The organism is Sphingobium sp. KKT206, from assembly GCF_055640555.1.
This window is the reverse complement of record NZ_CM145765.1, coordinates 1,014,683-1,034,202: the sequence shown is the minus strand read 5'-3', so window position 1 is coordinate 1,034,202 and position 19,520 is coordinate 1,014,683. Positions and strand designations below refer to the sequence as shown.

The window sequence follows — 19,520 nt, the reverse complement described above, 5'->3', positions numbered from 1 at the left end:
CCGTTTGAAATATTCAGTCCCCATCTTGGCATATAATGTCAAAAACTGCGGGAAATATGCGAAGTTAAGGGAAAAACATGGCCGGGCGCTTTTACGATCAATGGACCATCGGCGACACGATCACCCATGATATCCGCCGCACCGTGACGGAGACCGACAATCTTCTGTTCACGACGATGACGCATAATCCGCAGCCGCTGCATCTCGACGCCGAGTTCGCCAAAGCCAGCGAGTTCGGCCAGATCCTCGTCAACGGCACCTTCACCTTCGCGCTGATGATCGGGCTGTCGGTGGGCGACACGACGCTCGGCACGCTCGTCGCGAACCTTGGCTATGACAGACTGGTGATGCCAAAGCCCGTGTTCATCGGCGACACGCTGCGCTGCGACTCCGAAGTCACCGACTTGAAGCCCAGCAAATCGCGGCCCGGCGCAGGCATCGTCACCTTCACCCATCGCCTGCGCAACCAGCGCGACGAGATCGTCTGCCAATGCCTGCGCATGGCTCTCCTCCAGGGGAGCGGCGCGGCGGCGTAAGAAAATGGCGCACAGGGCCGCCAAAAGGAATAATTTGTTCCAAAGCTGGCCCCTGCGCTGTAGAGGGGCCGCCTCAAAGCCCTGAAGGACCGCCATCATGCCTGCCTATCGTTCACGCACCACCACCCACGGCCGCAACATGGCGGGCGCGCGCGGCCTGTGGCGGGCAACGGGGATGAAGGACGAGGATTTCGGCAAGCCGATCATCGCGGTGGTCAACAGCTTCACCCAGTTCGTGCCGGGCCATGTCCACCTCAAAGACCTCGGCCAGCTGGTCGCGCGCGAGATTGAGGCGGCAGGCGGCGTCGCCAAGGAATTCAACACCATCGCGGTCGATGACGGCATCGCCATGGGCCATGGCGGGATGCTCTATTCGCTACCCAGCCGCGACCTGATCGCCGACAGCGTCGAATATATGGTCAACGCCCATTGCGCCGACGCGATGGTCTGCATCTCCAACTGCGACAAGATCACACCCGGCATGTTGATGGCCGCCATGCGCCTCAACATCCCCGCCGTCTTCGTCTCCGGCGGCCCGATGGAGGCCGGCAAGGTCGTGATGCGTGGCAAGGAGGTCGCACTCGACCTGGTCGATGCCATGGTCGTCGCCGCCGACGAAAGCTATACCGACGAGGAAGTGCAGACGATCGAACGCTCCGCCTGCCCCACCTGCGGCAGTTGTTCGGGCATGTTCACCGCAAATTCGATGAACTGCCTGACCGAAGCGCTCGGCCTCTCACTGCCGGGCAATGGCTCGACGCTGGCGACCCATTCGGACCGCGAACGGCTGTTCCGTGAAGCGGGCCATGTCATCGTCGATCTCGCCAAACGCTATTATGAGCAGGACGACGACACCGCCCTGCCCCGCACCATCGCCAGCTTCGCCGCGTTCGAAAATGCGATGAGCCTCGATATCGCCATGGGCGGCTCCACCAACACCGTCCTCCATCTGCTCGCCGCCGCGCATGAAGGCGGGGTCGATTTCACCATGGCCGATATTGACCGCCTGTCGCGCCGCGTCCCCTGCCTGTGCAAGGTCGCACCCGCCAAGCAGGACGTGCATATGGAGGATGTCCATCGCGCCGGTGGCATCATGGCGATATTGGGCGAACTGGAACGCGCCGGGCTGGTCGATACGTCGCTCCCCACCGTTCACGCCCCGACCATGGCGGCCGCGCTCGCTCGCTGGGACATTGGCCGCACCAATAGCGAGGAAGTCCGCAATTTCTTCCGCGCGGCCCCCGGTGGCGTGCCCACCCAGACCGCGTTCAGCCAGTCGGCGCGTTGGGAGGAACTCGACACCGACCGCGAAAAGGGCGTGATCCGCTCGGCCGAGCATCCCTTCTCGAAGGATGGCGGCCTCGCCGTCCTCTATGGCAACCTCGCGCCCGAAGGCTGCATCGTGAAGACGGCAGGCGTGGATGACTCGATCCTGACCTTCCACGGCACCGCGCGCGTCTATGAAAGCCAGGATGCCTCGGTCGTCGGCATTCTCGGCAATGAGGTCAAGGCAGGCGACGTCGTCGTCATCCGCTATGAAGGGCCAAAGGGTGGCCCCGGCATGCAGGAAATGCTCTATCCGACCAGCTATCTGAAATCCAAGGGACTGGGCAAGGAATGCGCCCTCATCACCGACGGGCGCTTTTCGGGCGGCACGTCGGGCCTGTCGATCGGCCATGTCTCGCCGGAAGCGGCTGAAGGCGGCCTGATCGCGCTGGTGCAGACCGGCGACCCGATCGTCATCGATATTCCCAACCGCGTCATCAAGCTGGACCTGGACGACGCGGTACTGGCCGAGCGCCGCGCCGAAATGGAGAAGATGGGCGTCAAGGCCTGGAAACCCTTTGGCCGTAAGCGCGCCGTTTCTCCGGCCTTGCGGGCCTATGCCGCGATGACCACCAACGCCGCCAAGGGCGCGGTGCGCGACGTCAGCCAGATCGAGAAATAATCAGCATGCTGCGCGGCGTTCATCATATCGCGATCATCGGGTCGGACTATGCGCGCTCGCGCCGCTTCTATGTCGACGTACTGGGCCTGCCGGTGCTGCATGAGGTCTATCGCGAAGCGCGCGATAGCTGGAAGTGCGATCTCGACGCGGGCAATGCCCGGATCGAACTCTTCTCCTTCCCCGCGCCGCCGCCTCGCCCCTCCCGCCCCGAAGCCTGCGGCCTGCGCCATCTCTCCTTCGTGGTGCGCGACATCGACGCCGAAGTCGCGCGCCTCGCAAAGCATGATGTGGCCTGCGAGCCGATCCGCGTGGACGAATATACCGGGCAGCGTTTCACCTTCTTCAGTGACCCCGATGGCCTGCCGCTGGAGCTGTACGAAGAAGCCTGACCCTCACCGATCTTGCGTATCGCGCTTTTGTCTGACTTAATGGGCGCCAAGACTGGGGGGCGAGGCAGCATGAACGATAGCGGCGATCCATTTGCGGCCCTGCACGCGCGCAGCCACCCGCTGCGCGGTTCGCTCTCGCGGGAAATGCATGTCCGCAAAATGCCCCGGCTCCAGGCACCCGCGAGGGTCGTTCAGTTCGTCCTGCTGGTCGATGACGCGGACGTCGACGCCAGCCTGACGATCATGCGCAGCCTGCTTGCCCCGCATGAGGTTCCGTTCGATCCGACCGTCCGCTTCCTCAATTGCCAAATCGGTGCGCTGGGTTTTACCTGGGAACGGCATAGCGAGTTCATGACCTACAGCTTCCTCGCTGCTGGTGGCGGGCCGCTGTTCGACCTCACTCCCTTCGCGCAGGCAGCCCTATGGATCGGCGCGCTGCCGGGTCGGGTGATCCGCTCGACCCAGATTGCGGTGATCGCCGACGCGCCCGATGAGGCGACCATCGCCACCCATTTTGCCCAGGACGACCTCATCATCTCCGACGTGGCCGATGGGCAGGCGCGCATCTGGAGCGACTTTCGCCTCCATGCCGATGGCTTTGGCCGCCTGCTCGTTCAGGATAAGGGGTTGCAGGGGGCGGAACTGGCCCAGCTGGTCCAGCGCCTGCAGGAATTGGGCAATTATCGCAAGATCGCTTTGCTCGGCCTTCCCGAAGCGCAGGCCGCAACCCCGCTACTCACCGGCCTTGAACAGCGATTGACCGCCATCACCAGCCGCGTCGCCGAGCCGGATGCCGACGCCGATACGGTGCTGGAGGCGCTGTCGGCCCTTGCCGCCGAACTGGCGCAGATCGTCGCGCGCACCCGCTATCGCATGAGCGCGACACAGGCCTATGCCGCCATCTGCCGCGACCGCATCCGCGCCCTGGAGGTCGCGCCGGTGCGGGGCTATGGCTCGCTCGACGATTTCACCGAACGGCGGCTGCTCCCCGCGATGCGCACCTGCGACGCCTTCACCCGGCGGTTGGAGGATCTGTCGCAACGCACCGCCTGGACCAGCGCGATGCTACGCACCCGCGTCGACACCGCGCTCGCCCGCCGCAACCGCGATCTGCTGGCATCGATGGATCGGCGCACCGGGCTGCAACTGCGCCTGCAGCATACGGTCGAAGGCCTGTCGGTGGTGGCGGTCAGCTATTATACGCTGGGGTTGTGGCACTATCTCAAGGAAGCGCTGGAGCATCAGGGCGCGCATCTGCCGGGCTGGATCGACATCGCCTTGATCCCCGCCATCATACTGGCCGTCTGGCTCGGCATCCGCCAACTCAAAAAGGTGAAGCGGCCAAAGACGAGCTAGAGATTTATCGATACGCCTCTTTATCATCTCCCTTACGTGGCGCTAGAAGGCCGCCAACTGGATAGGGAGTGACATATGAAGACCCGCGCCGCCGTCGCCTTTGAAGCCAAGAAGCCGCTTGAAATCGTCGAACTGGACCTGGAAGGGCCAAAGGCGGGCGAAGTGCTGATCGAAATCATGGCGACGGGCATCTGCCATACCGACGCCTACACGCTCGACGGCTTCGACAGCGAGGGCATCTTCCCGTCCGTGCTGGGCCATGAGGGCGCGGGCATCGTGCGCGAAGTCGGCGCTGGCGTGACCAGCGTCAAGCCGGGCGACCATGTGATCCCGCTCTACACGCCTGAATGCCGCCAGTGCAAAAGCTGCCTGTCGGGCAAGACCAACCTGTGTACCGCGATCCGCGCCACGCAGGGCAAGGGGCTGATGCCCGACGGCACGACCCGCTTTTCCTATAAGGGCCAGCCCATCTTCCATTATATGGGCTGCTCGACCTTCTCCAACTTCACTGTCCTACCGGAGATTGCGGTCGCCAAGATCCGCGAGGACGCGCCGTTCGACAAGAGCTGCTATATCGGCTGCGGCGTCACCACGGGCGTCGGCGCGGTGGTAAACACCGCCAAGGTTCGCGTGGGCGACAATGTCATCGTATTCGGCTTGGGCGGCATCGGCCTGAACGTGCTGCAGGGCGCGCGCATGGTGGGAGCCGACAAGATCATCGGCGTCGACATCAATCCCGACCGGGAGGCATGGGGCAAGCGCTTTGGCATGACCCATTTCGTCAATCCCAAGGAGATTGAGGGCGATATCGTCCAGCATCTGGTGGCGCTGACCGATGGCGGGGCGGACCATACGTTCGATTGCACCGGCAACACCATAGTCATGCGCCAGGCGCTGGAGGCCTGCCATCGCGGCTGGGGCGTATCGACCGTCATCGGCGTCGCCGAAGCGGGCAAGGAAATCAGCACCCGTCCGTTCCAGCTAGTGACCGGCCGCGTCTGGCAGGGCAGCGCCTTTGGCGGGGCCAAGGGCCGCACCGACGTCCCCAAGATCGTCGACTGGTATATGAACGGCAAGATCGAGATCGACCCGATGATCACCCATGTCCTGAGCCTCGAAGAGATCAACAAGGGCTTCGACCTGATGCATGCTGGGACAAGCATCCGCAGCGTCGTCATTTTCTGATATTTTGAGCGAGGAGCAACCCCATGTCCATTTTCACCCACGCCTGCGTTGGCGCCAACGACATCGCCGTATCGAAGGCTTTTTACGACGCAGCCCTTGGCGCGCTCGGCATCGATAATCTGGGCGCGATGGGCGACAAGGCCTTTCTCTATGGCAAGGGCACGCCCGAATTTCTGGTGCTGACCCCGGCCAATGGCGAACCGGCCTGCCATGCCAATGGCGGTACGCTGGGCTTTGCCGCCGCCACCCGTGCGCAGGTCCGCGCCTTCCATGAAGCAGGCCTTGCCCATGGCGGCACCTGCGAAGGAGCGCCTGGCCCCCGCGCCTTCGCGCCGACCGCCTATGCCGCCTATATGCGCGACCCCACCGGCAACAAGATTTGCGCCTATTGCTACGCTGACGGCGAATGAGCGGCATGACCGTATCGACCAATCGCGCCTTTGGCGGGGTGCAGGGCGTCTATCGCCATGCCTCCGCCGTATGCGGTAGCGACATGACCTTCTCGGTCTATGTCCCGCCGCACGTATCAGGCGCGAAACTGCCGATGGTCTGGTATCTGTCGGGTCTGACCTGCACCCATGCAAATGTCACGGAAAAGGGCGAATATCGCCGCCTCTGCGCTAAACTCGGCCTCATCTTCGTCGCGCCCGACACGTCGCCGCGCGGCGAAGCTGTGGCCGATGATCCCGATGGCGCCTATGATTTTGGGCTTGGGGCGGGCTTCTATGTCGATGCGACGCAGCCGCCCTTCGCCACCCACTATCATATGTGGTCCTATGTGACCGAAGAACTGCCTGCGCTGGTTGCGGCGCAATTCCCCGCCGACATGGACAGGCAGTCGATCATGGGCCATTCCATGGGCGGCCATGGCGCATTGACCATCGGACTGACCTTCCCCGATCGGTTCAAAGCCGTGTCCGCCTTCGCCCCGATCGTTGCCCCCTCGCAAGTGCCCTGGGGCCAGAAAGCGTTGAGCGGTTATCTCGGTGATGATCGCACAGCCTGGCGTCGCCATGATGCGGTGGCGCTGATCGAGGATGGCGCGCGGATCGCCGACCTTCTGGTGGATCAGGGAGAGGCCGATCCCTTCCTTGCTGAACAGCTCCGTCCCGACCTGCTGGATGCGGCTTGCAAGGCGGCGGGCATTCCGCTGACGCTGCGGCTCCAGTCCGGCTATGACCATAGCTATTATACCATCTCGACCTTCATCGAGGATCATCTGCGCTGGCATAGCGCCCGCCTCTGACCCATGGAGCGCTTTACGGTCATGCCCCGTCCCATGTAAGGGCAAGGGCATGACCCAAGCCAATCCCCTGCTCGACAGCCGCCTGCACCCCCAATTCGGCGACATCCATCCCGACCATGTCCTGCCCGCCGTGGAAAGTGCGATCGCCACCCATCGCGCCGCCATGACCCAATGCGCCCAGGCGTCGGGCTTTGCCGCCGTCTTCCTGGCCAAGGAAAGCGCCGACGCTGCCCTATCGCGCATATGGGGCACGGTCGATCATCTGATCGGCGTGACCAACAGCCCCGAACTGCGTGCCGCCCATGGGGAAGCCCAACCGCTGATCCACAGCTATTTTGCCGAGGTCGGGCAGGACCGGCCGCTTTATGATGCGCTGGCCGCGATCCTGACCGAGGGGCTGGATGAGGCGCAAGCCCGCGCGCTTGCCCTGACGCTGCGCGGCTTTGAATTGTCGGGCGTCAGTCTCGACGGGGAAGATCGCGCTGCCTTTGCCGCCAACAGCGTCGAACAGGGGCGATTGGCGACCGCGTTCGCCAATGCGGTGATGGATGCGACCGAAGCCTGGACGCTACACCTGACCGACGACACGCGCCTGGCGGGGGTGCCGCAAAGCGACCAGGACGCGATGGCGCGCGCCGCGCAGGCGAAGGGGCTGGACGGCTGGTTGGTCGATCTCCACGCGCCATCGGTGCGCGCTGTCACGGCCTTTGCGCAGGATCGTGACCTACGCCGCACCGTCTACGAAGCCTATGGCACCCGCGCCTCCGAACAAGGGCCGCAGGCGGGCCAGTTCGACAATGGCGATCGGATCGCGCAATTGCTGGCCTTACGGCAGGATGCCGCGCGCTTGTTGGGCCATAGCGATGCGGTGGCATTGTCGCTCTCGACCAAGATGGCGCGCGACGGGGCCGAGGTTGACGCCTTCCTCGTCGATCTGGCGCAACGGGCGCGGCCGCGCGCGCAGGAGGAACTGGCCGAACTGACCGCCTTCGCGCGCGATCATCTCGCCATTGCGACCATCGAACCATGGGATGTCGCCTATGTGACCGAACATATGCGCCGCGCGGTGCATGCCGTTGACGAGGCGGAAATTCGCGCGCATCTGCCGCTGGCGCGCGTGCTTGACGGTCTGTTCGCCTTGGTCACCGACCTGTTCGAACTGGAGATCCGCGCCGCCGATGGCGAAGCGCCGGTCTGGCATCCCGACGTGCGCTATTTCACGTTCCACCGGGCAGGCGAGGATGCGCCGGTCGCCGCGCTCTATTGCGATATGTTCGCGCGGGCGGGCAAGCGGGGCGGCGCGTGGATGGACGTGTGCCGTCCGCGCCTGCGCGAAGCCGACCGGGAGCAAATGCCGATCGCCTATCTGGTGTGCAATTTCGCCAGCGGCGGCGCGGATCGGCCCGCGCATCTTACCCATTCGGATATGGTCACGCTGTTCCACGAAATGGGCCATTGCCTGCATCATCTGCTGACTCAGGTGGACCTGCCCTCGATTGGCGGCATATCGGGCGTCGAATGGGATGCGGTGGAGCTGCCGAGCCAGTTTCTGGAGAATTTCGCCTGGGAGCCAGCCATGCTGCGCCGGGTGTCGGCGCATGAGACGAGCGGGGCGCCGCTGGATGAGGCAATGATCGGCCGGATGCTCGCCGCGCGCCGCTTCATGGGCGCGCTCGCTTTGCTGCGGCAGGTGGAGTTCGCTTTGTTCGATCTGCGTCTGCATCTGGCGACGGCGCAGCCTGATGGTCCCTCCGCACAGCAAGTGCTGCAGGCAGTCCGGCAGGAAGTAGCCGTCATTCATCCGCCGGAATGGCATCGCTTCGCCCATGGCTTCAGCCATATCTTCGCGGGCGGTTATGCGGCGGGCTATTACAGCTATTTGTGGGCCGAACGCCTGTCCGCCGATGCCTTCGAAGCCTTTGCCGATGAGCGCGCCGACCGCGCCGCATTGGGCGGGCTGTTCCGCGACCATGTGCTGGCACGGGGCGGATCGCGGCCTGCGCTCGACAATTTCGTCGGCTTCCGGGGCCGCGAGCCGGATTCGGCTGCGCTGCTGCGCGCGCTGGGCCTGGCCGCATGAGTGGTGGGGTGTCGCGGGACTGGCTGGCCGAGGCGATACGGCGGATTGAGGCGGATTATAACCGCTCCGCCGACACCCACCTCATTCGCCTGCCCTTGCCGCGCCACCCCGGCATAACCCTCTACCTCAAGGATGAAAGCTCGCACCCGACCGGCAGCCTCAAGCATCGGCTGGCGCGCTCGCTCTTTCTCTATGCACTGTGCAACGAATGGATCGGGCCGCAGACGACGGTGATCGAGGCCTCATCCGGCTCGACCGCCGTTTCCGAAGCCTATTTCGCCAGGATGTTGGGGTTGCGCTTCATCGCCGTGGTGCCAGCGTCTACCGCGGCGCCCAAGCTCGATGCGATCCGCTTTCACGGCGGCGAGATCCATGCGGTCGATGATCCCCGCACCGTCTATGCCACCGCCCAACGACTGGCGCGGGAGACGGGCGGTCATTATCTCGATCAGTTCACCTATGCCGAGCGCGCGACCGACTGGCGCGGCAATAATAATATCGCGCAGAGCATCTTCACCCAGATGGCGCAGGAAGAATATCCCATCCCCAGCTGGATCGTCTGCGGCGCCGGGACGGGGGGCACGTCGGCGACGATTGGCCGCTTCATTCGCTACGAACGGCATGCCACCCGCCTGTGCGTCGCTGATCCCGTCAACTCGGTCTTTCATCGCCACCATGCCGATCCGTCGGTCACGACACTGCCCGAAGGTTGTGCCGCGCGGATCGAGGGAATCGGGCGGCCGCGGGTGGAGCCGAGCTTCATCCCTTCGGTGATCGACCAGATGATCGCGGTGGAGGATGCGCAGTCGATCGGCGCGATGCATGCATTAGCGGGCCTATTGGGCCGCCGCGTCGGTGGATCGACCGGCACCAATATCTGGGCCTGCATGGCGATCGCCGATGCCATGGCGCAGGCGGGCGAACAGGGGAGTATCGTCACGCTGCTATGCGACAGCGGCGATCGCTATGGCTGCACCTATTATGATGCGGGCTGGACGAACGCGCATGGCATCGACTGGCAGGCTGATGCGGCCAGTATCACCGAACGGATGACGGCATGAGTCGGGATGGCGACGAACCGAAGTGACAGGAGCATTGCCGTTGTCGCCGGGTTGCCCGATAAGGCGATATGACAGACTCATTACAAAGCGGCCCCGGCACGCTTGATCGCATACAACAGAATTTTCTTGCCAAGGCCGAACGACGATTGCTGACCTGGCTATGCAGCCGGATGCCGAGCTGGGTCACGCCCGACCGCCTGACCTTCGCCGGGGTGATCGGCGCGGTGATGACCTTTGCCGGCTATGTGGCCAGCAATTGGGGTGCGGCCTGGCTGATCCTCGCCATTATTGGCTATGTCGTCCAGTGGTTCGGGGATTCGATGGATGGCAGCCTGGCGCGGTTCCGGAGGATCGAGCGGCCATCCTATGGCTATTTCATCGACCATAGCTGCGACGGGCTGGTCACGCTGCTGATCCTGGCCGGGATAGGGCTTAGCCCCTTCGTCACGATGGACGTCGCGATGGTGGCGCTGGCAGGCTATCTGCTGCTGTCGATCCACGCCTATCTTTCCGCCCGCGTGCTGGGCGAGTTCAAACTCTCCTATCTGTCGGCCGGGCCGACCGAATTGCGGCTGATGCTGATCGGCCTGACCATCATGATGATGACGCTGGGCTATGGACCGGGCCTGTTCGGGCGATGGTCGGGCTTCGACATTTTCGTCGGCGCGGTGGGCGGCCTGCTGATCATCCTGTTCATCGGCCAGACGCTGATCACCGGGCGGCGGTTGGCGCATAAGGATGCAGGGCTGCTTTAAGCGCGGTCGGCGTCGGGCTGCTGATCGGGATGGGCCTGGGCGATGGACGCGAGGCTCGACAGGCGGATGCCGATCGCACGGATCAGCGGGAAGGGCTGGACATCGACGCCGAAGCGATGCGCACCATAGAGTTGCGGGAGCAGGAAACAGTCGGCCAGACCGGGCGTATCGCCGAAGGCAAAGTCGCCGCCGTAGCGGGCAATCTGTTGCTCCAGCGCGGCGAAGCCTTCGCTGATCCAATGGGCGATCCAGGCGGTGATCTGATCGGGAGTAGCCGCGAAATCGCCGCGTAGCCGGTCGAGGACGCGCAGATTGTTGAGCGGGTGAATGTCGCAGGTGACAAGCGCCGCCATGCTGCGCACTACCGCCCTGTCGAACGCCTTGACGGGCAGCAGCGGCGGATCAGGATATTGCTCGTCCAGCCATTCGATGATCGCGCCGGATTGGGTGAGGACACCGTCTGGCGTCTCCAGCGCGGGAACGAGCGCTTGCGGGTTGAGCGCGCGGAACGACGGGGCGCGATGCGCACCGGTGCGCAGGTCGTAGGGCGTCTGGCGATAGTCCAGCCCCTTGAGCGCCAGCGCGATGCGGACCCGGTAGGCGGCGCTTGATCGCCAATAGCCGTGCAGGATCATGCCAGCCCGCCTTTCGCCGGAAGGATGCGGGCGCGGCATTCGCCGAAGCCGATAGACGCAAAGCCCTCCCGTCGCGCAGTTGCAGTGAGGACCACTTCGTCGCCATCCTCCAGAAAGGTGCGCTGTTCGCCCGATGGCAGAGTGATCGGTTCCGCCCCGCCGCGGCTGATTTCGAGCAGGCTGCCACAGGCGCTGCGATCGGGACCGGAAATGGTGCCGGTGCCGAGCAGGTCGCCGGGCTGGAGGTTGCAGCCGTTCGAGGCATGATGGGTAACGATCTGCGCCGGCGTCCAATACATGTTCGATGAAGGGCCGTGGCTGAGCGCGAAGTCCGGCAGCCCCTGATCGCGCATCCGGGTGGTGGACAGGGTGACGCTAAGGTCGAGCGCTAGAGCGCCGCCCGCCTGATTCTTTTCATCCCAGAGATAGGGCAAGGGCGTGGGGTCGGCGGCGTCCCGCATCGGCTGCGCGGTGCGGAAGGGGGCAAGCGCTTCGGGCGTGATGACCCAGGGCGAGATGGTGGAATGGAAATTCTTGGCGAGGAAGGGGCCGAGCGGCACATACTCCCAGGCCTGAAAATCGCGTGCCGACCAGTCGTTGAGCAGGCAGAAGCCCGCAATATGGTCGGCCGCCTGGCCGATCGGGATGGGCTCGCCCAATTCATTGCCCTCCCCAATCCACAGGCCCAGTTCCAGCTCATAATCCAGACGCCGGGTCGGGCCGAAACGGGGTTCGCTATCCTGTGGTCCCTTGGTCTGGCCGACTGGGCGGACGACTGGGATGCCGGAGGGGCGGATCGAGGAGGCGCGACCATGATAGCCGATGGGGACATATTTATAGTTGGGCAGCAGCGGATTGTCGGGGCGGAACAGCTGGCCGACATGGGTGGCGTGATGGATGCCGACATAGAAATCGGTATAATCGCCGATGCTTGCTGGCAGGTGGAGTTCGCAGGTTTCCATCGGGTGCAGCGCGGGTTCGACTGCTGCCTGACACGCCAAATCGGACAGCGAAGCGGACATTGCTTTGCGTAATTCGCGGCGGAGGACGGTTGGTAGGGCGAAGAAACTGTTGAGGCGGGTCTGGTTCAGCGCGGCCTGCAGGTCAATCGGCAGAATGTCAATTATTGCTTTTATATCAAGGATATAGTCTCCTATTGCGACACCAGCGCGCGGGCCGCCGCCAGGTGGCGAGAAGATGCCGAGCGGCAGATTCTGGATCGGGAATGCGGCATGGCCGTTCGCGCTGGTGACCCAGCTTTGCAGGTCGGCGGCGTGGGTGTGGTCGATCATGCGGCGTCCTTGTCGGTGGGTAGCTGGGCCTTGCGGAAGCCATCCCAGCATTGGTCATAGTCGGGCTGGGCGAAGGGGGCTTGCGCGGCGAAATTCGTGGGGCGGAAGGGAAAGCGACTTTCGAACATGAAGGCCATGGTCGCTTCGATCTTGTGCGGGGCCAAGGCGGCGGTGATGCCCGTTTCATAGCTGGCGCGGTCGGGGCCGTGGCTCGCCATCTGATTGTGCAGCGATGCGCCGCCGGGGGCGAAGCCGCCTGCCTTTGCGTCGTAGGATCCTGTTATCAGGCCCATAAATTCGCTCATGACGTTGCGGTGGAACCAGGGCGGGCGGAACGTACCTTCCGCCACCATCCAGCGCGGCGGGAAGATGACGAAGTCACAATTGGCGGTGCCCGGCGTGTCGCTGGGGCTGGTCAGGACGGTGAAGATGGAGGGGTCGGGATGGTCGTAGCTGACCGTGTTGATCGTGTTGAAGCGGCGCAGGTCATAGCGGCAGGGCGCGAGATTGCCGTGCCAGGCGGCGACATCGAACGGACTGTGCGGCAGGCGGGTGGACCAAAGCTGACCCTGGAATTTCTGGATGAGATCGACCGGCGCGTCGACATCCTCGAACCAGGCGACGGGCGTTTCGAAATCGCGCGGATTGGCGAGGCCGTTCGAGCCGATTGGGCCGAGGTCGGGCAAGCGGAAGGCCGCGCCGTAATTTTCGCAGACATAGCCGCGCGCGACCGGGCCCAGCAATTCGACGCGGAAGCGCAGGCCGCGCGGGATCAGAGCGATCTGGAGCGGGGCGACGTCGAAACGGCCGAGTTCGGTGATCAGGCGGATGGCCCCTTCCTGTGGCACGAACAGCATTTCGCCGTCCGCGTTGAAGAAGGCACGACCCTGCATCGAGCGGTTGCAGGCGTAGAGATGCACGCCCTGCCCCATGCCCGCCGCGACATCGCCATTGCCGCAATAGGTGACGAGGCCGTCGAGGAAATCGGTAGGATCGGTCGGGATCGGTAGCGGGTCCCAGCGCAGGCGGTTGGGGGATGGTGGCAAGTCGGTGAAAGGCGCGGAGCGAAATTGGCCAGCCCCTTGCCACGGTCGATAGGCGCCATGCTGCGCCGTCGGGCGCAGGCGGTAGAGCCAGCTACGGCGGTTCTCGGCGCGAGGGGCGGTGAAGGCGGTTCCTGATAGCTGTTCGGCATAGAGGCCAAAGGGCACTTTCTGCGGCGAGTTGCAGCCGACCGGCAGCGCGCCTGGCACGGCCTGCGTCGCGAAATGATTGGCAAAGCCGGTCATCATATTGTCGCTGGCGCGCATTGCCCTGCCCTCTCCGGCCGATAGTTTCCTTTGCAACCATCATAGGCCTTGCCGAACTGGTGTCAAATGTTACTATCTGCCATGTCCGCCGCTACGCTCACGCTCGATCATTTCCTGCCCTATCGCCTGTCCTTCACCGCCAATCTGGTGAGCGACGCGGTGGCGAGTGCCTATCAGACGCTGTTCGGGCTCCGCATTCCCGAATGGCGGGTGATTGCGGTGACGGCCGAGAGCGTGGACGGAATCACCCAGCAGGCGATCGGCATCCGCACGCGCATGGACAAGGTGACGGTGAGCCGCGCGGCCAAGAGCCTGATCGCGCGCGACCTGATCACGCGCAGGCCTAACTCCGCCGATCAGCGATCGCATCTGTTGGTGCTGACGAGCGAGGGACGCGCTTTATATGAGGCGGTGGTGCCTAAGGCGCTAGAGTTGGAGCAGCAGATTTTCAGCCGCTTCGCCAAGACCGAGCTGGACCAGTTCGCGGCGATGTTGCGCGATATCGATGGAATCGTGCTGGCGTCCGGCCTGTCGGACGGTGTCTCAACGGGCGATTGACGGGGCGGTATAAGAATGGGGGCCGGTCCTTTGTGGATCGGCCCCCTGTTTGGGTCAGGCCATCAAGGCCTTCACCGTTTCGACCACCCGATCGGGCGAGACGATATAGGCGTCTTCCAGCACCTTGGCGAAGGGCACCGGCGAATAGGGCGCGCCAAGGCGGCGGACCGGGGCTTTGAGCTGACCGAACAATTCTTCGGCAATGGTCGAGGCGATTTCGCCGCCGGGGCCGAAATGGCGTACCGCTTCATGGGCGATCACCGCGCGACCCGTCTTGGCGACGGAGGCCAGCACGGCTTCCTTGTCCCAGGGCGATACGGTGCGCAGGTCGATCAGTTCGACCGAAATGCCCGCCTCTGCCAAGGGGGCGAGCGCCTGCTGGCAGCGGATGACCTGCGAGGACCAGGAGACGATGGTGACGTCGGTCCCTTCCTGCACGATCCGCGCCTTGCCGAGCGGAACGGGCACTATCACATCGGGCACTTCGGCAGGGATGAACAGCGATCCGGCCGATTCGATGAAGATGCAGGGGTCCGGGTCTTGGATGCAGGACAGGAGCAATCCTGCATAGTCGACCGGGTTGGACGGCGCGACCACCTTGATCCCCGCCGTATGCGCGAACCAGCCTTCGAGATGATCGGCATGTTGGCCCGCCGTCTGCCAGCCGGCACCCGTCAGCGTGCGGATGGTGATCGGCACCGTGCTTTGCCCACCCGACATGAAGCGCAGCTTGGCGGCATGGTTGAAGATCATGTCCATGGCGACGGCGGTGAAGTTCATCAGCATGATTTCGGCGACGGGCTTGTAGCCCGCCAGCGCCGCGCCGATGGCCGCACCGATGATGGCCTGTTCGGAAATGGGCGTGGATTTGACGCGATCGTCGCCGAATTTGGTCGACAGGCCTGCGGTCGCGCCGGTGACGCCGCCACCTTCGCGGTCGGCGATATCCTCGCCCAGTACGATAACCTTGTCATCTTCGGTCATGGCCTGGTGCAGGGCTGCATTCACGGCCTGGAGGCTGTTCATCTTCTTGGCGCTCATGCCGGGATCTCCTGCGCAAAGACATCGCGACGCAATTCGTCCACCGAGGGCAAGGGACTGGCGAGGCCGAATTCCTGTGCGTCTTCGATCTCGGCTTCGATCGTCGCCTGCATTGTGGCCAGCGTCTCTTCGGTCGCATGGCCCTGTTCGATCAGCCAGGCCTTGAAGGCGGGCAGCGGGTCTTTTTCGATCGCGGCAGCCTTTTCTTCCTTGGTCATATATTTATCGTCGTCGCCCAGCACATGGCCGTGGAAGCGGAACGTCTTGCATTCCAGCAGGGTCGGACCTTCGCCATCGCGCGCGCGGGTGATGGCATCATGGGCGGCGGCGAACATGGCGAGCGGGTCGTTGCCGTCAACCGTATAGCCCGGCATTCCATAGCCGATCGCGCGCTTGGCGATGAAGTCGACCGAGGTGCCGTTCTCATAGCGTGTATGTTCGGCGAAGCCGTTATTCTGGCACACGAAGATCACCGGCAGCTTCCAGACCGAGGCGAGGTTGAGCGATTCATGGAAAGCGCCGATGTTGGAAGCGCCGTCACCGAAATAGGCGATGGTCACGCGCCGCGACCCATCCAGCTTTGCCGCCCAGGCGAGGCCATTGGCGATCGGCATGGAGGAGCCGACGATGCCGGTCGTGACCATGACGCCGCTTTCGGGGTGGGTAAGGTGCATCGGCCCGCCCTTCCCCTTGCAGGTGCCATCGACACGTCCGGCGATTTCGGCCCAGAGCGGGCGCAGCGGCATGTCCTTGGCCACCATGTCGTGGATGCCGCGATAGATGGTGCAGATCTTGTCATCGTCCGTCATCAGCGATGAGAGCGTGGCGGGGATGACTTCCTGCCCGCGCGCGGAATAATAGGGCATGACGAGCCGCCCAAGCCGGATGGTCTTGCGGATGGCGTCATCATTGCGTTCGATGCGGATCATGCGCCGGTAGATGTCTACCAGCTGGTCCGGGGTCGGCGCCGGGGCGTTGCTCAGCTCTGCCATAAAGTCCTCAGATGGCCAATGGGATGCCCCTGCATTGGCCGTTGCGGGGCGAGGGTCAACTCGCCGGGGCGATATGTCGATGCGGGCGGGGATCAAGGCCCGGAAGGCGGCGTTGATGCCCTGAAACACACCGCCAATTCGCCCCGCCGATATGCGCACGCTGCCCTTTGCGCGGCGCGCGGGGGCGTTCATGCTCGACGGGAAAGGAAGGATTTTATGACCAAGGACACACGCGACATCAGCGAGCGGACGGACCGGGTGCTGCAATTGGAGGCCGAACTGGAGGCCGAGGGCGCAGCGACGACGCAAGGGGAGGAATTGGACCATGCGCGCGCGATGCTGCACCAATGGGTGGACAGCGTGGTGGCAGTGGTATCCTCACCAGGCGTGGGGCGGGTGTCGCTGATCCATGCCGATGGCGGCGAATCGCGTATTTCTTCGCCTGCCCTGCCCTATCTTCTGTCCCGACCGGCGCGCTTTACCGATCAGGGCTGATTATCGAGCCCTACGGCGTGGCGGGCGGCGATATAGCCGAACACCAGGGAAGGACCGATGCTGGCCCCCGCGCCGACATAGACATTGCCCATGACCGATGCCGTGGTGGTGCCGGTGGCATAGAGCCCGGCGATCACCTGGCCGTCGGCATTGACCACGCGGCCACGCGCATCGGTGACGACGCCGCCATAGGTGCTGACATCGCCGGGCACCACGGGGACAGCGTAAAACGGCCCCTTGTCGATCGCGCCGAGGGCGCTTTGGTCGGAAAAGGGATCGCCGACGAAGCCGCAATTATCATAGGCGCGGGCACCGCGCTGAAAATCCTCGTCCACGCCCTTGGCGACAAAGCCGTTCCAGCGGGCGACGGTGGCGGTCAATGTAGCGGGATCGACCTTGATGCTGGTGGCAAGGTCAGCGATCGTGTCGGCGGTGTGGAGATAGCCGCTTTCGATCCAGCCATCGGGGATTTTCTTGTCGATGAACTTACCCGCGATGGCGTATAATTCGACATAGTTGCGGTCGACGATCGCCCAACTGGGGATGGCGGGGACCAGCGCGTTCCGCTTGCGCATGGTTTCGCAATAAAGTTCGTAGCTGCCGCCCTCGTTCATGTAGCGCTGGCCTCTCTGGTCCACCAATATGGCGTGGGGCTTGCCGGTCATCGATTGCGCGCCTGGTGCGACATAGGTTTGATCCCAACCGGGCGCAGGCGTCATCTGATAGCCGACCAACTGGTCCATCTGCGCCAAATGACCGCCGATCCGCTCCAGTTCCTGGTGCATGTCGCCGGTGTCCCCTTCGGGCGTCTGCGACCATTGGACGCTGGTGCCGGGGATATAGCGATCGCGCATAGCCTGATTTTGCGAGAAGCCGCCCGCATTGATGAGGACGCCCAAGCGCGCGCCGATCCGCCAGGGCTTGCCGTCCCGCACCGTTTCGACGCCTGTCGCGGCGTCATCGGCGATGATGATCTGGCGGGCGGGTGCGTTCAGCCTTATGTCCACGCCGGCGGCCAGGGCAGCCTTGAGCATGCGGCCCTGCAGCGCTGCGCCGGCGGTGGTATATTGGCGTCCTAGCAGCTTGTCCCGCAATGTCCGGCCGATGATGCGCAGCAGCATTTTGCCCGACGCCTTGTTGGTACGGCGATGGCCCTGCGCCTCCATTCCTTCGACCAAAGTGACGTTGAATTCGGCGAAACCCTTGCGCAGCTTGTCGCGCCATGGCCCCAATTCCTTGCGGTCGAAGGGCTTGGCGACGACCGTGCGTGAGGTTTTGCAGCCGCCGGGCAGTTCGTCATAATAATCGGGCCAGAAGGTCGCGCCGCGTTGCAGGGCGACGCCCTTGTCGACCAGGAAATCGATCGCGCGCGGCGCTTGCGTGACATAGGCGCGCCGCTTTGCGGACGAGGTGCCGGGGGCGGGATGCTCGTCCTGCGTGGCGTCGAGATAGGCCATGGCTGCCTCGGCGCTGTCGCTTTCGCCATCGGCCAGCATGAAACGGTTGGCTGGAATCCACATCACGCCGCCCGACTTGGCCGTCGTGCCGCCGACGAAGGCGGTCTTTTCGAGGATGACGACCGATTTTCCGGTGTCGCGCATGACCAGCGCCGAAGCCATCGACCCTGCGCCGCTGCCGACGACGAGCCAGTCGACCATTTCGTCAAATCCGGTCATGCTATGCGCTCTCCTCTGCTTATGGCGCAGGCTATATCGGTTATGCGGCCGGCCGCCACGCCAGCCCTGCGCTTATCGCCGGGGCGACGTTGGCGGCGGCGCGGGGCGTGATATGGGGAGCGTCGAGGAGACCGAGCGATGACCCAGATGCTGCCCGCCTATGAGACGATCCTGCTGGAGCGACGCGGGCGGTTGCTGGTGGTGACGCTCAACCGGCCCGACGCGATGAACGCGGTCAATCGCGTGCTGCATGACGAATTGCCCGATGCGCTGACCTTTGCCGGGACCGATCCCGATTCCGACGTGGTGCTGCTGACCGGCGCGGGGCGGGCCTTTTCGGCGGGGGGCGACATCGACCATATGGCGCATAATGCCGCGAACCCGCACCTGTTCGACCATGAGGCGCGGCAGGCCAAGCGGATCGTCTTTGCGATGCTGGACATCGAAAAGTCGGTCGTCTGCCGGATGAACGGGCATGCGGTGGGGCTGGGCGCGTCGATCGCGCTGCTGTGCGATGTGATCTTTGCGGCGGAGGGCGCGAAGATCGGCGATCCGCATGTGGGCATTGGCCTAGTCGCCGGGGATGGCGGCGCGGTCGTGTGGGCGCAGCGGATTGGCCTCGCCAAGGCCAAGGAATATCTGCTGACCGGTGAACTGCTGAGCGCGCGAAAAGCGGCGGAGATCGGGCTGATCAACCACTGCGTTGCGCCGGAGGCACTGGACGCGGCGGTCGATGGCTTTTGCGCGAAGCTGCTGGCGGGCGCGCCGAATGCGATCCGCTGGACCAAGATATTGACCAATATCGAACTCAAGCGAATTGCGGGCGCGGTGATGGAGGCAGGGATCGCCTATGAGTCGCTGAGCGTGCGGAGCGCCGATCATCGCGAGGGGATTGCCGCGCTCAGGGAGAAGCGCGCGCCGCGCTTTACCGGACGATAAGGCGGCGCGGGCGTTTCTCGACTTCG

19 protein-coding genes are annotated in these 19,520 nt (G+C 64.1%); 13 read left to right on the top strand and 6 right to left on the bottom strand.

Annotated elements, in window-relative coordinates:
* Positions 1–77: 77 nt before the first annotated feature.
* The 10 genes from ACZ2HM_RS22770 (at position 78) to ACZ2HM_RS22725 (ending at position 10,556) form a co-directional block, all read left to right on the top strand.
* Positions 78–536: a MaoC family dehydratase gene (locus ACZ2HM_RS22770; RefSeq protein WP_037473660.1), complete on the top strand. Its 459-nt coding sequence runs from the start codon at positions 78–80 to the stop codon at positions 534–536.
* 97 nt (positions 537–633) lie between these two features.
* Entirely contained in the window at positions 634–2,484 is a 1,851-nt protein-coding gene (ilvD, locus tag ACZ2HM_RS22765; RefSeq protein ID WP_096062383.1) for a dihydroxy-acid dehydratase, read from the top strand.
* Between the two features lie 8 nt (positions 2,485–2,492).
* Entirely contained in the window at positions 2,493–2,873 is a 381-nt protein-coding gene (locus ACZ2HM_RS22760; protein WP_470427339.1) for a VOC family protein, read from the top strand.
* Between the two features lie 69 nt (positions 2,874–2,942).
* A complete protein-coding gene (locus ACZ2HM_RS22755) occupies positions 2,943–4,229 on the top strand; it encodes a DUF3422 domain-containing protein (RefSeq protein ID WP_069064338.1) in 1,287 nt (428 codons plus the stop codon).
* 75 nt (positions 4,230–4,304) lie between these two features.
* Entirely contained in the window at positions 4,305–5,414 is a 1,110-nt protein-coding gene (locus ACZ2HM_RS22750; protein WP_470427092.1) for an S-(hydroxymethyl)glutathione dehydrogenase/class III alcohol dehydrogenase, read from the top strand.
* A gap of 23 nt (positions 5,415–5,437) precedes the next feature.
* A complete protein-coding gene (locus tag ACZ2HM_RS22745) occupies positions 5,438–5,824 on the top strand; it encodes a VOC family protein (protein WP_037473669.1) in 387 nt (128 codons plus the stop codon).
* Complete coding sequence (gene fghA, locus ACZ2HM_RS22740) at positions 5,821–6,660, top strand: S-formylglutathione hydrolase (protein WP_470427091.1); 840 nt, start codon at positions 5,821–5,823, stop codon at positions 6,658–6,660. Before ACZ2HM_RS22745 ends, fghA begins: the two co-directional genes overlap by 4 nt.
* 49 nt (positions 6,661–6,709) lie before the next feature.
* The gene (locus tag ACZ2HM_RS22735) at positions 6,710–8,740 is read left to right on the top strand and encodes a M3 family metallopeptidase (RefSeq protein WP_470427090.1); all 2,031 of its coding nucleotides are present in this window, start codon (positions 6,710–6,712) and stop codon (positions 8,738–8,740) included.
* Between the two features lie 8 nt (positions 8,741–8,748).
* Positions 8,749–9,801 carry a PLP-dependent cysteine synthase family protein gene (locus tag ACZ2HM_RS22730; RefSeq protein WP_237748784.1) on the top strand — a complete coding sequence of 351 codons (1,053 nt, stop codon included), beginning with the start codon at positions 8,749–8,751 and terminating at the stop codon, positions 9,799–9,801.
* A gap of 68 nt (positions 9,802–9,869) precedes the next feature.
* Positions 9,870–10,556 carry a CDP-alcohol phosphatidyltransferase family protein gene (locus tag ACZ2HM_RS22725; RefSeq protein WP_037473673.1) on the top strand — a complete coding sequence of 229 codons (687 nt, stop codon included), beginning with the start codon at positions 9,870–9,872 and terminating at the stop codon, positions 10,554–10,556.
* Here ACZ2HM_RS22725 and maiA read toward each other — a convergent pair.
* From maiA to hmgA, 3 genes are read right to left on the bottom strand one after another with little or no spacing between them, the layout of a single operon-like run.
* Entirely contained in the window at positions 10,553–11,191 is a 639-nt protein-coding gene (gene maiA, locus ACZ2HM_RS22720) for a maleylacetoacetate isomerase (RefSeq protein ID WP_037477841.1), read from the bottom strand. The two genes, ACZ2HM_RS22725 and maiA, sit on opposite strands and share 4 nt — an antisense overlap.
* Positions 11,188–12,483 carry a fumarylacetoacetase gene (gene fahA, locus ACZ2HM_RS22715; RefSeq protein WP_037473674.1) on the bottom strand — a complete coding sequence of 432 codons (1,296 nt, stop codon included), beginning with the start codon at positions 12,481–12,483 and terminating at the stop codon, positions 11,188–11,190. Before fahA ends, maiA begins: the two co-directional genes overlap by 4 nt.
* Positions 12,480–13,772 carry a homogentisate 1,2-dioxygenase gene (gene hmgA / locus ACZ2HM_RS22710; protein WP_037477843.1) on the bottom strand — a complete coding sequence of 431 codons (1,293 nt, stop codon included), beginning with the start codon at positions 13,770–13,772 and terminating at the stop codon, positions 12,480–12,482. The genes fahA and hmgA overlap by 4 nt, the downstream gene beginning before the upstream one ends.
* 102 nt (positions 13,773–13,874) lie before the next feature.
* Between hmgA and ACZ2HM_RS22705 the strand changes: the two genes are divergently transcribed.
* Entirely contained in the window at positions 13,875–14,351 is a 477-nt protein-coding gene (locus ACZ2HM_RS22705; protein WP_037473675.1) for a MarR family winged helix-turn-helix transcriptional regulator, read from the top strand.
* Between the two features lie 54 nt (positions 14,352–14,405).
* On the opposite strand, the gene ACZ2HM_RS22700 is transcribed toward ACZ2HM_RS22705, so the two are convergent.
* Positions 14,406–15,392, bottom strand: a complete 987-nt coding sequence (locus ACZ2HM_RS22700; protein ID WP_470427089.1) for an alpha-ketoacid dehydrogenase subunit beta — start codon at positions 15,390–15,392, stop codon at positions 14,406–14,408.
* Positions 15,389–16,384, bottom strand: coding sequence for a thiamine pyrophosphate-dependent dehydrogenase E1 component subunit alpha (locus ACZ2HM_RS22695; protein ID WP_037473679.1), 996 nt, complete (start codon positions 16,382–16,384; stop codon positions 15,389–15,391). The genes ACZ2HM_RS22700 and ACZ2HM_RS22695 overlap by 4 nt, the downstream gene beginning before the upstream one ends.
* 216 nt (positions 16,385–16,600) lie before the next feature.
* Here ACZ2HM_RS22695 and ACZ2HM_RS22690 point away from each other — a divergent pair, with 216 nt between their 5' ends.
* Complete coding sequence (locus ACZ2HM_RS22690; RefSeq protein WP_037473680.1) at positions 16,601–16,879, top strand: hypothetical protein; 279 nt, start codon at positions 16,601–16,603, stop codon at positions 16,877–16,879.
* Here the strand turns inward: ACZ2HM_RS22690 and ACZ2HM_RS22685 are convergent.
* Positions 16,870–18,555 (bottom strand): FAD-binding protein, encoded by a 1,686-nt coding sequence (locus ACZ2HM_RS22685; protein ID WP_037473681.1) that lies wholly within the window; start codon positions 18,553–18,555, stop codon positions 16,870–16,872. The genes ACZ2HM_RS22690 and ACZ2HM_RS22685 overlap by 10 nt on opposite strands.
* 138 nt (positions 18,556–18,693) lie before the next feature.
* On the opposite strand from ACZ2HM_RS22685, the gene ACZ2HM_RS22680 reads away from it, so the two are divergent.
* Positions 18,694–19,494, top strand: coding sequence for an enoyl-CoA hydratase/isomerase family protein (locus ACZ2HM_RS22680; RefSeq protein ID WP_069064347.1), 801 nt, complete (start codon positions 18,694–18,696; stop codon positions 19,492–19,494).
* Positions 19,495–19,520: the final 26 nt, after the last annotated feature.